Below are 12,600 nucleotides of genomic sequence, written 5' to 3' on the forward strand. Positions count from 1 at the left end.
AGCGGAGTGGCGCGGGAACCGATGGGGCGCCACGCCGTTGAATTCGTCCCCGGCGGGATCCGCCGGGCGGCTTCCTCATTGAAGGCCCTGAAGGGAATGAGGAAAAACACCGATATTATAACAATAATATAAAATCACCTGGGGGGATCGATCATGACTGATCGTATCTGCATCCAGCGCGCGTGCCCCTCCAATGCCGGCGGACAGCGGACGTAAGGCACACAGGAGACACATGATGCTGACAGTCGAGCAGGCCGTGCAGGCCAAGGCCATCGAGTTGGGAAAACTGTCCATTCGCGCCACCACCGCGGCAAAGGCCGGGCACCCGACGACGGCATTGTCGCTGACCCATCTGGTGACGGAGTTGCTGTATCGCGTGATGAGATGGGACCCCGCGCACCCGCGGGCACCGGGGTCCGATCGCCTCGTGTTGTCGGAAGGTCATGCGGTGCCGATCATCTATGCGGCATGTGCCGATCTTGGCGTGACCATCACGCCCCACGGGCAGGCCCGCCCGATGACGCATGACGATCTCATGGCGTTGCGTGACATTGAGAGTCCCGTTGACGGACATCCCAATCCCGAGGTGGGGTTTCCGTTCTTCGACGCGGCCACGGGGTCTCTGGGGCAGGGGCTGTCCGTCGCGGCCGGGCTGGCTGCCGCGGCGCGGCTGGATGGGATCGACAAAACGATCTACTGCATTGTCGGCGATGGAGAATCGCGTGAAGGACAGATCTGGGAAGCGATGGATTTCATCGCGGACCATGAACTGACCAATGTCGTCGCGATCTTCAACTGCAATACCCTGGCGCAAAGCGACTACGTCTCGCCCGCGCAGGACTGGGTGCATTTGCAGCATAAGGCCGAGGCGTTCGGCTGGACCGCGCTTGAGACCGACGGACACGACCCGGCGAAGATCGACCATGTTCTGCGTAACCGGACGGCCCTTGCGAAGGGCAAGCCGCTCTGCATCGTCGCCCGCACCGTGAAGGGGTGGGGTGTGCCCGACCTGGGGGGGATGGGCCATCACGGGACGGCTGTAAAACAGGAACAGCTTGAGGCTGTCCTGGCGACCCTCGACAGGCTTGGACGGGAATTCGGGGTAGAGGGCGCCGACCCGGAAGATATCGAAAAATTGCTTCAGATCACGCCACCGCCGGAAACGCCGCCCTTGCAGGTGAATGTCTCGACGCCGGCATCCCTGAGTGCGGTCGCGCATGAGAATGCGACGATTGCCTCGGCCCTGCGCGACAAGAAGATGATGTCGCCCCGTCGCGCCTATGGAACGGCCCTCAAGATGCTGGGGGCCGCCAATCCACACATCGTTGCGCTGGATGCGGACGTCAAGAATTCGACCTATGCCCAGGACTTTGCCGCCGCATTTCCCGATCGCTATTTCGAGGCGCGGATTGCCGAGCAGAATATGGTGTCGGCGGCGGCGGGCCTGGCGAGCGGCGGAAAGATTCCATTTGTCAGCACATTCGGCCGTTTTCTGGAGCGTGCCTTCGACCAGATTGAAATGGCGATCATCGGTGGGGCGAACCTGAAGCTGGTCGGTACTCATATCGGTGTGACGCTGGCCTCGGACGGCCCCAGCCAGATGGGACTGGCGGACGTCGCATTCATGCGCGCCTTCGCTCACGTTCGAGACAGCCATGGCAATCCGGCGATGACGATCCTGACCCCGAGCGATGGGGTCAGCGCCTATGGCCTCGTCCTGGCCATGGCCGAAACCTCGGGCGCCTGCTATCTGCGCGCCGTCCGGTCGGACTTGCCGGTCCTTTATCCCGAAGGGGAGAATTTTCCCCTTGGCGCGCATAAAATCGTGCGGCGTGCTCAACATGAAGGGGCCGGTTGCCGGCTCGTGTTCGTGGCGTCCGGGTACCTGGTGCATAGCTGCCTGAAGGCGGCCAAGATCCTGGAAGATGACGGTGTCGATGCAGCGGTGGTGGATGCCTATTCACTGCCGGCGAACGTGCCGGCCATCCTGGCGCTGGCCGGAGACAAGGGCTGCATCATTGCCGTAGAGGACAATTATGTCGGTGGACTAAGCAGCGAACTGGCGGAAACCGCGGCCACGATAAAGGCCGCCCCGGCAATCTATTCGCTGACCGTCGAAAGGATTCCGAAGAGCGGCCGGTCCGCTGACGACGTCCTGCACTATGTCGGCATTGGGGTTGACGATATTGTCGAGACGGCAAGGCACCGCATACAGCCGGCGGTGTGAGCTCGTTCTACGGCCATCGCCTGACCCGCGCTGTCCCGGAAACGGGTATGCCTGCCATGTGCCCTGTTTTAAAAAAAGTTTCCTGTTCAGCAAAGAGAATAAAAAAAATATTTCCATGCTCCGGACGTGTTTTCGAGGTGACATGGGGGTGAATGTCTGGTTGTGTCCTTTTTCAATATCGTTGCGTCTCCCCAAAAACAAAAAAAATCGGAGGGCGTTATGGTTGGAAAGCACCGCTGGCTTATCTGCGGTCTTCTTTTTGCCGCCACCACCATCAACTATGTGGACCGTCAGGTTCTCAGCCTTCTGAAGCCGCTGCTGGAGGCAAAATTCAGTTGGACGGAGAAGGATTACAGCTACCTGGTGATTGTCTTTCAAGCCTGTTACGTGGTCGGCTTCGTTTCCTTCGGAAAGCTGATTGACAGGATCGGGACTCGCCTGGGGTATGCCGTATGCATGACCGTGTGGAGCGTTGCGTCGATCGGGCATGCCTTCGTAAGCGGCACGTTCAGCTTCGCGGCGATGCGCGGGCTTCTGGGGTTTGGGGAAGCGGGGAACTTTCCATCGGCATTGAAGGCCGTTTCCGAATGGTTTCCATCGCGGGAACGGGCTCTGGCGGTGGGCATCGTGACCGCGGGGACAAGCATCGGGGCGATTATGGCCCCCGCGACCGTACCCTGGCTGGCGGTGACCTGGGGCTGGCAGGCAACATTCATCATCACCGGTCTGTCCGGGTTCATCTGGCTGGCAGTCTGGCTTTATGGCTATCGCATTCCCGAGGAGAAGGCGTCTCTTTCGGCCGATGAACTGCGCTACATTCGCCAGGATACGCAGTCGGAAGCGGCGCCGAAGTTTGAGGGGCGCTGGATCGACCTTCTCAAGATGAAGGTGACGTGGGCATTTGCGATTGGAAAGTTTATGACGGACCCGATCTGGTTCTTCATTCTGTTCTGGTTGCCGTCCTATTTTTCCGATCGGTATCACCTCAATCTTCAGCATCTCGGGCTGCCGCTGATGGCCGTTTATCTATCGACCTCGGTGGGCAGCGTCGGGGGAGGTTGGCTGTCGTCCTTCCTGGTCAACAAGGGCTGGAAGAGCGCGCATGCCCGGCGGGCCGTCATGTTGCTGATGGCGGCACTGGTTGTTCCGCTGGCGTTTTCCGCGCGTGTCGATGCCATGTGGCTGATGATCGCACTTCTGAGTGTGGCGGCGGCGGCGCATCAGGGATGGTCGGTGAATATTTATTCCCTGCCGGCGGATTATTTTCCAAAGGAAATCATTGCTTCGGTGCAGGGTATTGGCGGTATGGCGGGGTCGATCGGCGGAATGCTGTTTCCGTTGGGGATCGGTATTCTGCTCGACCACTACCGAAATCTGCACAGGATCGCGGAAGGCTACAATATTCTGTTCGTCGTGTGTGGCGGCGCCTATCTGACGGCCTGGTGCATCATACAGATTCTGACCCGTGAGCCGCCGGTGACGAAAGCCGTTTCGCAGGGTGCGGACAAGGTTGCTTTTCAAAAGCGTGTGCCGGGCCGACGGCCGGCCGCTCGTGGATTGAGCGCCGGGTGACGGCGCGAAAATCAAAGACGCATGTGGCAAAGACGGCAGGGCCTTGGCCCTTTAGCGGGTGAAGGTCCTTGCCGGGTTCGGGCAGCGCGCCGAGGTGCGGCGCGCGTCTATGGTGTTACCCCGGTGCGATCTGGACCTTGAGCACGTCCGGGCGCGCCTTGATCGTGGCGAATGCATTTTGAATGTCCGCCAGGCGCACGACATTGCTAACGAATGGCGTGACATGAAAGCGATCGTGCACAAGAAGCGTCAGGGCGTCGTGAACGTCCTCTCCCATGCCGGCCACCGATCCGCCCATCGACGTTTCCTTCAGAATCATGTCGCAGATCCCTACCGATACGACGGCCTCGGGAGGGGTAATGCCGAATGCCGCCACATGGCCGCCCGGCCGGATCAGGTCGAACGCCCTGGCGTACAGCGCCGGCACACCGACACTCTCGATCACGATATCGGCGCCGCGCCCGCCGGTGTGCGCCCGCACGATCTCCTGCACCCGGTCCTGATCGGTCACCACGACATCGGCCCCGACTTTCGCCGCCAGCTTCGCGCGCTCGGGCGACAGTTCGACGACGATGATCGGCGCGGCCCCGACCAGCCGCATCATCTGGACGTGCAGATTGCCGATCGGCCCCGCGCCGAGGACCACGACCGACTGCCCCAGACTCACCCGCATCCTGCGCGCGGCGCGCACGACGCACGATACGGGTTCGGTCAGGGCCAGGACTTCGGCCGCCACGTGGGTCGGCGCCTCGATGATCTGTCGCGCCGGGACCGAAACATATTCGGCGAACGCGCCATTGCGGTGAATGCCGATCTGCGATGCCGCGCTGCAATTGAGAACTTCATTGCGGCGGCAGTAAAAGCAGTGACCACAGCCGACATTGATGTCCGCCACGACCCGTTGCCCCACCCGCAGGCCGCTGACATGCTCACCCAGACGCGCGATCGTCCCGGTGAATTCGTGCCCGGGGATCAGCGGCAGTCGATCAGCCGCGTAGTGTCCTTCGAAAATATGAAGGTCGGTGCCGCAGATGCCGCACCGATCCACCTTCACAAGCACATCGTCGATACCGACCTGAGGAAGCGGCACATCCCTGAGTTCGAACGTTTGGGGGGCGACCAGAACGGCCGCGCGCATGGTTTCCATTATTTCCTCCGTGCCCCTTTATTTGACGACGCGCATTTTCGTGCGGTCGATCGTGGTGGCAATGGCAGTGATAAGAACAAGGCCGAAGAAAATTTGCTGCCCTGTCGCTGGAATGTTCAGATAGAGCATGCTGGCCCGCACCACGGCCACGATCAACGCGCCGATCAGCGTGTTCAGAACCCCGCCGACACCCCCTGTCAGCGGCGTGCCGCCCACCAGGACGGCGACAATCGCAGGCAGGAGGAATCCTTCGGCCAGGGTTGGCGATCCACCCGAAAGCCTGACCGAGAACATCACGCCGGCAATCGCCGCGAACATGCCGGACAGGGCGAAGGCCAGAATCTTGTAGCGACCGACGCGTACGCCCGACGCGACGGCCACGGGCTCGGCCGTCCCGATCGCCTTGAAGATGCGTCCGGCCGTCATCCGTGTCTGGACAAACCAGGCAATGGCGCCAAGGGCCAGCGCGATCAGCAATTCATGCGGCACACCCATGGTACGTCCCAGCATCCAGCCGAACGCCTGGCGGCGCATCTCGGCATCCATGTGCAGCGCCCGCTGGCCGGATGCGAACTGGGCCACGGACAGCGCAATGCCGCCCACCGCCAGAGTCGAGATGAAGGACGGCACCTTCCAGCGCGTCGTCACCAGCCCCGACGCCGCACCGAAGGCCAGCCCCGCAAGCGCCACGGCCCCGCCCGACCCGACACCGAGGGCCGGAAGTCCCAGCGTCGTCAGGACGGTCGCCATATTGGCGACGGACTGCGAAGACAGGTCGATGCCGCCGATATAGATCACCAGCGTCATGCCTTCGGCCATGATGAACAGGGGCACGATATCCGACGCCAGGCCCACAAGATTTTCCGGCAGAAGGAAACGTATGTCCGTAATCCCGACCACGAGCAGGGCGGCCAGCAATGTCATCCACGGAAAATGGCGGCGCATCCGCTCGGTGAACGTCACGTTGCCTTTCAGACCATGTGGCGGATGAGGTCGAAAGGAGAAGGTTTTGAGCCGGGCTGACAATTGAACCATTGTTTGATTTCCCCGTCCTTGACGACAGCGATCGTGTGACTGAGGCCAATCGCCTCTTCCAGTGTGTCCGCGATCAGAATGACGCCCACGCCTTTTTCCGACATTTCGCGCACCATGTCGTAGACGTCCTCTTTCGCGCCGATATCCAGGCCCCGTGTCGGGTGGTCGAGCATGATGATCCTGGAGCCGCTGCTTCGCCATTTGGCCAGGACGACTTTCTGCTGATTGCCGCCCGAAAGGTTTCCGCAATCGGCGTTCTCGGATGGCACCTTGATGGACAGTTTCCTGATCCACTCGCGCGCAAGTTCATGCTCCGCCCCCAGTTTGAGAACGCCGCCTGTCGAATAGCCCTTCAGTTGCGACAGGGTCATGTTTTCGTAGACATTCATCCCGCCGGCGATGCCTTCGACCTTGCGCTCGCGCGGGATATAGCCGACGCCGTGGGCGACGCTGTTCGATACGCTGAACGCGCGCATGGTTTCACCATCGACGCGGATGCTGCCTTTCTCGGGCCGGGTCATCCCGAAAATGGACCGCAGGATCTTTTCGCGTCCGGCGCCTTCGACACCGACCAGCGCCAGCACCTCGCCCGCATGCAGCTTGAAGGAAATCTCGTGCGGCCGCCCCTTGCAGACGACGCGATCGAGTTCCAGCAGGATTTTGTCGTCCCGGTAGGCAAGCTGGCGGTCTTCTCGATAATATTGTTCGTTGATATCGCGCCCGACCATCTTCTTCTGGATGGATTCGGCCTGCGCCTGCCTGCTGTTGACGACATCGACGATGGCGCCGTCTTTCAGCACATAGACGCGATCGGAAAGCGCCAGGATCTCGTCCAGCCGATGTGAAACGAAAATGAATGACGCCCGCCGGCGAAGCTCTCGGACCACATCGAACAGAAGCTCGATTTCCTTTCGCGACAGGACGGATGTCGGCTCGTCCAGCAGGATGACCAGCCTGCCTTCCACACGCTCTTCCAGGGCCAGGACTTTCGCCAGTTCCACCAGTTGGCGTTGCGCGAACGTCAGGCGTGATGTGATGATCGCGGGGTCGATATCCAGCTTGACCTTGTTCAACTGGTGCTGCGCGGCCTGCGCCATCTTCCGCCAGTTTATGGCGCCCATGCGAACGAAGGGCGCCTCGAACCCCAGGAAAATATTTTCCATGACGGTCAGGTTCGGGATCAGGGACTGCTCTTGGTACACCATTCCGATCCCCGCCCGCATGGCGTCGCGGGGAGTGCGGAAATATAACGGTTTGCCGTCAATCAGGACGCTGCCGGCATCCGGCTGAACCGCGCCATAGATGATTTTCATGAGCGTCGATTTGCCAGCGCCGTTCTCGCCAACCAGTCCGACGATTTCACCGTCGTTGATATGAAAATCGACACCTTTAAGGACATGTACGCCCGGGTAGCGCTTTTCGACGTTCTTCAGCTCAAACATGACGCCCTACTTCACAAAAGAGAACGCACGACGATCCATCGACAGATAGACGGCGGAAATCACCAGCAGCCCGAGCATGCCGTCCTGGAAATAATCGGGCAGGCCGATCACCACCATTCCATTCCCGATGACATTCACGATCAGCACGCCGATCAGTGTGTTCCACACGCCGCCCGAGCCTCCGGCCAGGGCCGTGCCGCCTACCACGACCGAGGTAATGGAGATGAACATGAAGTTCCGTCCCGTCTCCGTCTCGGCGATACCCAGGCGGGCCACGGCCAGAATGGCGCCTAAAGCGTAGAAGATTCCCGCGATAACGAAAGCGATGATGCGGAGGCGCCCTACATTGAGCCCCGACCCGCGCGCCAGTTCCTCGCCCCCGCCGATGGCGTAGAAATTGCGGCCGGTTGTCGTGTTGGCCTGGATGAACCAGGCCACCACAAGGCAGAACAGCGCGACGTAGGTCATCAGCGGAAAGCCGCCAAGCCGTACGGTCAGCAGCGAGCGGAATACCGGATCGGCGATGAGGATACGATCACCCCCGGTGATGAGCAGCGCAAGGCCGACGCCGACGAACCCAAGCGACAGGCTGGCCATGAAGGATGGAATCTTCAGCTTGACGTGAATCAGTCCGTTGATGGCGCCAAGGGCCGCGCCCGCCGCCAGGGCGCCCGGAATGGCAAGGCAGCCCATGCCCATGACCGAGCCGCCCAGCCTGTTCAGTATCAGCGCGAACACCACGGCCGCGACCGCGATGGTGCCTTCCATCGAAAGATCAATCGAACCCATCAGGATGACGAAGGTCACCCCGACCGCCACCATCAGGGCCGGCGTTGCCGAGATCGCGATGCGTGCGAAATTGCGAACTGATAGAAAATGGGGGTTCAGCGTGGTAAAGAACAAGACCAGACCAAGAAGAACCAACAATGGGATCCATCGTCTGATGGTTTCACCTGAAATGTGAGGAGCCATGTCTTTTCCTCGTTTTTCCACACGTCATCAAAGGACGTGAAAAAACTTTCGTCGGAAAATTTCAAATATAAATCGTCAGAAGAAAATCAGGTGTCGTATTTGATCGGCCCCTTTGCCAGAGACCAGAAATCGTTCCAGTTATATTGCGGATTGGAATCTATGTATTTGGCCTTGAAATCCTTCGCGTCGCTGGTGGTGACCACTGTGGCCGGTCCATAAAATTCTCGATGTTCCCTGGGCTCCTGCGATGGCCTGAAACTGCCGATGGCCGCGTGATAGGCGAGCGACGCCGTAATTCCTCCGGCCCAATGCGGATTGGTGAAGACGGTCGCCAGAAGCTTTCCCTGCGTCACCATCTGCACCGCCTGGGGATTGCCATCGTAGGACACCACCGGAATATTTCCGGCACCCTCCGCCAGCAGAGCCTCGATGACACCATACGCCATGGTGTCGCTCGCGCAGTGCACGCCCTTGATCGCGTCGCCGTAGCGGGTCAGGAACCCGGACATGACCTGGTTTGCCTTTTGCGTGTCCCAATCCGCGGCCTGCACCGCCAGAAGTTCGATATTCGGGTAGGCCTTCAGCGCATTTTTCAGTCCCTTGAGACGCTCGATCGCTGGATTGTTGGAGGCGATACCGCCAAGGTGTACGACTCCGCCCTTTCCTCCCATGGCGTCGAACAGGACCCGGGCGGTCTGTTCGGACGGCTGCACGTCGGACCAGGTCATGTGCGACACATAATTATCCCCGAAATCCCATGGGTGCAGATCGTCGGTCTTGTTCCAGATGGTCGAAACATATGCCCCCGTCTGGCTCACCGCTTCGACGACCGGGCGGCAATTCGGCATGTCGTTCGGATCAATCGCCAGGGCGGTCTTGTTTCCATAGCGTGAAAGAAGCGATTTGACGTCGGAAAGCGATTTTTCGCTGGATCCTCCGTTAATCAAATTAATCATGTCGCCACGAGACCATCCGAGGCTTTCGACAAATGCCTCCCCTCCGGAAACGATCCCGTTCCAGTAAGGATTCGTCCGGTCGCGGTAACTCCATGCCACCTTGATGTCGCGCGGCGCCGGCGCCGCGCGCCCCGGCCGCACCGAGGCCCCGAACGCCGCGCCGCATAGCCCATATGCCGAAAGAAGCAGCATCTTGCGCCGATTAAGCGTCTGCTGCGCGATATGATTTTTTATGAACGACATGTCTGTCTCCAGGGCGCTTCTTTGTGGGGGAGGACCCATGCGGTCCGCACACCCGGCGCTCTTTTTATGCTCCGGATAGTTACATACGCTCTGCGGGGCGGTCAATTGTCTTGGACACACACCCGCGTGACACCCAGGACAGCGTCAGTCCGGAATGGGGGCGTTTTCCCGCAGCAGACCGCAGGCCTTGAGTTCGTGCCAGAAAGAAGCTGGAATTGGCAGGTTGAACCAGTCGAGGTTCTGTTCCAGTTGGCGCACCGTCCTTGTTCCCGCGCAGAACGCCGGAATGGCGGGATGGGCGACGACGAATTGCAGCGCGGCCGCCGGCAGCGGCACATCGTGCTTGCGACAGACCTGCTCGATCCGGGCTACTTTTTGCAAAATATCATCAGGAGCCGGCGAATAATTATATTTGGCGCCCGACACCGCGCCGGTTGCCAGAATGCCCGAATTGAAACCGCCCCCGACAAGCACCGCAGCGTCCCGTTCCTCGCACAAGGGCAGGAATTCGTCCAACGCGTCCTGCTCAAGCAGGGTGTATCGGCCCGCCAGAAGGAAGCAGTCGAAATCACGACGCTTCAGCGCTTCGTGGCAGACCTGCCATTCATTGACACCCACGCCGATGGCCTTGACCAGGCCTTCCGACCGTAGGCGCTCCAGAGCCCGCCAGGCGCCATCCATTGCGTTTTCGAACATGACGGGCTGGGCGTCGCCATGGGTGAAACGGTCGATATCATGGATCAGGACAATATCGAGATATTCCAGCGCCAGACGCTGAAGCGAATCCTCAAACGAGCGCATCGTGCCGTCATAGCTGTAGTCGAAGGTCATCTGGTTCGGCGCCGCGTTGCACCATGGTGCAAACGCCACTTCGGAACGTCGTGCCGCATGCAGCACACGACCGACCTTGGACGCCACGACAAACTCGTCCCGCCTTTTCCATCGCAGGGCATGTCCCAGACGAAGTTCGGCAAGACCGTGACCATACATCGGCGCCGTGTCGTAAAGACGCACGCCGGCATTCCATGCATGTGCGATCATGTCGGCCGCAACCTGTTCGTCCATTTCGTGCAGGAAGTTTCCGATGGGCGCGGTGCCGAACGCAAATGCGGTAACATCGAACCCGCAGCGGCCGAAGCGGCGTTTTTCCCAAGGCTTCATGACTTGTCATCCTTTTATGCCGGTGGGAATGCCCGACCCGGCGTTTTTTTTTGGACAAGCATAGCGATTATATCGGTCACGCCGCTTTATGTGGTGGGATCCAAACCCCCACGGAATTGGCATTGCGTAAGACGATGGTCCTTTAAATCTTTTGCGATAATTCGGGAATGATCGTGAACAGGTCGCCGACCAGTGCATAGTCGGCCACCTTGAGGATGGGGGCGTCCTCGTCCTTGTTGATCGCGACGATGATCTTCGAATCCTTCATGCCGGCCAGATGCTGGATTGCCCCTGAAATGCCGACAGCCACATAAAGTTCGGGCGCCACGATTTTGCCGGTCTGGCCGACCTGCCAGTCGTTCGGCGCATATCCCAGATCGACGGCGGCGCGACTTGCCCCCACGGCGGCGCCGATCTTGTCGGCCAGATGAATGATGGCATCGAAGTTCTGCTTCGACCCCAGCCCGCGACCGCCGGACACGACCCGCTTTGCCGATGTCAGTTCAGGCCGTTCCGTCACGACGATGCGGTCTTCCACCCAGGCCGAGAGGTGAGGATCGGCAGGCGCCGAAATGACCTCGACGGACGCGCTTCCGCCTTCCGGCGCCGGCGGAAACGATGTCGTCCGCACGGTGAAAATCTTGATCGGGTCGCTGGAAACAACCTGCTGTACGGCATTGCCGGCATAGATCGGGCGTTCGAACGTTTCAGGATCCTTCAGGGCGGTCACGTCGGAAATCACCATCACGTCCAGAAGGGCGGCGACGCGCGGCAGGATATTCTTGCCGTAGGTGGCGGCGGGGGCCACGATGTGTGAATAATTTTCGGCAACCGACCGGACGAGGGCCGCGACAGGCTCGGCCAGGCCATGCGCGAGGCAGGGCGCCTCGCAGAGCAGGACTTTCCTGACCCCACGAAGCCTGGCCGCCTGCGCGGCCGCGTCCGCGCCGGCTTCATCCGTCGCAATCAGCACATCCACTTCGCCCAGCGCCGATACGGCACTGAGCGCGCGCGCAACGTGATCGGTCACCAGATGGCCCTGGCTGATTTCGGCAAGCAACAGGACGGTCATGACAGGACTCCCGCTTCGTTTTTCAATTTTTCGATCAGTTCATCGACCGACCCGACACGCATGCCGGCACTTCTCTGCTTCGGTTCGTCGGTGTGGATGACGCGCAGGCGCGGTGTCGGGTCGACACCAAAATCGGCGAGGCTTTTTTCTTCCAGTGGCTTTTTCTTCGCCTTCATGATGCTGGGAAGCGAGATGTAGCGCGGTTCGTTCAGGCGAAGATCCGTCGTGATGACGGCCGGCAGAGCCACCTTGATGACCTGCAGGCCACCGTCAATTTCACGCGTGACCACGGCACTGCCCGCCGAGATCTCGATCGCCGAGGCAAAGGTCGCCTGCCCCCACCCCAGGAGGCCCGCGAGCATCTGCCCGGTGGCATTCATGTCGTTGTCGATGGCCTGCTTGCCGGCAATGACAAGATCGGGTTTTTCCTCCGCGACGATTTTCGCCAGGATCTTCGCCACCAGAAGTGGTTCGATATCCTGTTTCATATCGGATGTGGCGTCCACCAGGATGGCGCGATCCGCGCCCAGGGCCAGCGCCGTTCGCAGCGTCTCCTTCGCCTGCTGCGTACCGATGGAGATGGCGACGACCTCGCTGGCCACTCCTTTCTCCTTCATCCGCACGGCTTCCTCGAGGGCGATTTCGTCGAACGGATTCATCGACATCTTGACGTTGGATGTTTCAACGCCGCTACCGTCGGGGTTGACCCGGATTTTCACGTTGTAGTCAACCACACGTTTGACAGGAACAAGAAGTTTCATGACAGATCCTGT

General features: G+C 60.2%; 10 protein-coding genes. 2 read left to right on the plus strand and 8 right to left on the minus strand.

Going from position 1 to position 12,600, the window contains the following annotated elements:
- Nucleotides 1–193: 193 nt before the first annotated feature.
- Together HLH21_RS04870 and HLH21_RS04875 are read left to right on the plus strand one after the other, a co-directional pair.
- Complete coding sequence (locus HLH21_RS04870; protein ID WP_246379241.1) at nucleotides 194–2,227, plus strand: transketolase; 2,034 nt, start codon at nucleotides 194–196, stop codon at nucleotides 2,225–2,227.
- Between the two features lie 219 nt (nucleotides 2,228–2,446).
- Nucleotides 2,447–3,799 (plus strand): MFS transporter, encoded by a 1,353-nt coding sequence (locus tag HLH21_RS04875; protein WP_182941882.1) that lies wholly within the window; start codon nucleotides 2,447–2,449, stop codon nucleotides 3,797–3,799.
- Nucleotides 3,800–3,914: 115 nt separating this feature from the next.
- Here the strand turns inward: HLH21_RS04875 and HLH21_RS04880 are convergent, their stop codons facing one another.
- From HLH21_RS04880 to HLH21_RS04915, 8 genes are all read right to left on the minus strand, one after another.
- Nucleotides 3,915–4,937 carry a zinc-dependent alcohol dehydrogenase gene (locus tag HLH21_RS04880; RefSeq protein WP_220789681.1) on the minus strand — a complete coding sequence of 341 codons (1,023 nt, stop codon included), beginning with the start codon at nucleotides 4,935–4,937 and terminating at the stop codon, nucleotides 3,915–3,917.
- Between the two features lie 27 nt (nucleotides 4,938–4,964).
- Nucleotides 4,965–5,909 (minus strand): ABC transporter permease, encoded by a 945-nt coding sequence (locus HLH21_RS04885; RefSeq protein WP_220789682.1) that lies wholly within the window; start codon nucleotides 5,907–5,909, stop codon nucleotides 4,965–4,967.
- Between the two features lie 8 nt (nucleotides 5,910–5,917).
- Nucleotides 5,918–7,423 carry a sugar ABC transporter ATP-binding protein gene (locus HLH21_RS04890; RefSeq protein ID WP_182941888.1) on the minus strand — a complete coding sequence of 502 codons (1,506 nt, stop codon included), beginning with the start codon at nucleotides 7,421–7,423 and terminating at the stop codon, nucleotides 5,918–5,920.
- Between the two features lie 6 nt (nucleotides 7,424–7,429).
- Nucleotides 7,430–8,416 carry an ABC transporter permease gene (locus HLH21_RS04895; protein WP_220789683.1) on the minus strand — a complete coding sequence of 329 codons (987 nt, stop codon included), beginning with the start codon at nucleotides 8,414–8,416 and terminating at the stop codon, nucleotides 7,430–7,432.
- A gap of 65 nt (nucleotides 8,417–8,481) precedes the next feature.
- Entirely contained in the window at nucleotides 8,482–9,594 is a 1,113-nt protein-coding gene (locus HLH21_RS04900) for a sugar ABC transporter substrate-binding protein (protein WP_182941890.1), read from the minus strand.
- A gap of 144 nt (nucleotides 9,595–9,738) precedes the next feature.
- A complete protein-coding gene (locus HLH21_RS04905; RefSeq protein ID WP_182941892.1) occupies nucleotides 9,739–10,755 on the minus strand; it encodes an aldo/keto reductase in 1,017 nt (338 codons plus the stop codon).
- Nucleotides 10,756–10,897: 142 nt separating this feature from the next.
- Nucleotides 10,898–11,827, minus strand: a complete 930-nt coding sequence (locus HLH21_RS04910; RefSeq protein WP_182941894.1) for an electron transfer flavoprotein subunit alpha/FixB family protein — start codon at nucleotides 11,825–11,827, stop codon at nucleotides 10,898–10,900.
- A complete protein-coding gene (locus HLH21_RS04915) occupies nucleotides 11,824–12,588 on the minus strand; it encodes an electron transfer flavoprotein subunit beta/FixA family protein (protein ID WP_182941896.1) in 765 nt (254 codons plus the stop codon). Before HLH21_RS04915 ends, HLH21_RS04910 begins: the two co-directional genes overlap by 4 nt.
- Nucleotides 12,589–12,600 lie beyond the last annotated feature (12 nt).

Origin of the sequence: Gluconacetobacter johannae, assembly GCF_014174305.1 — a bacterium.
GTDB lineage: Bacteria > Pseudomonadota > Alphaproteobacteria > Acetobacterales > Acetobacteraceae > Gluconacetobacter > Gluconacetobacter johannae.

Bases quoted from the DNA above. Each gene is read 5' to 3' on its own strand.
- HLH21_RS04870 (WP_246379241.1), top strand. From the start codon at position 194: ATGCCGGCGGACAGCGGACGTAAGGCACACAGGAGACACATGATGCTG.
- HLH21_RS04875 (WP_182941882.1), top strand. From the start codon at position 2,447: ATGGTTGGAAAGCACCGCTGGCTTATCTGCGGTCTTCTTTTTGCCGCC.
- HLH21_RS04880 (WP_220789681.1), bottom strand. From the start codon at position 4,937: ATGCGCGCGGCCGTTCTGGTCGCCCCCCAAACGTTCGAACTCAGGGAT.
- HLH21_RS04890 (WP_182941888.1), bottom strand. From the start codon at position 7,423: ATGTTTGAGCTGAAGAACGTCGAAAAGCGCTACCCGGGCGTACATGTC.
- HLH21_RS04900 (WP_182941890.1), bottom strand. From the start codon at position 9,594: ATGTCGTTCATAAAAAATCATATCGCGCAGCAGACGCTTAATCGGCGC.
- HLH21_RS04905 (WP_182941892.1), bottom strand. From the start codon at position 10,755: ATGAAGCCTTGGGAAAAACGCCGCTTCGGCCGCTGCGGGTTCGATGTT.
- HLH21_RS04910 (WP_182941894.1), bottom strand. From the start codon at position 11,827: ATGACCGTCCTGTTGCTTGCCGAAATCAGCCAGGGCCATCTGGTGACC.
- HLH21_RS04915 (WP_182941896.1), bottom strand. From the start codon at position 12,588: ATGAAACTTCTTGTTCCTGTCAAACGTGTGGTTGACTACAACGTGAAA.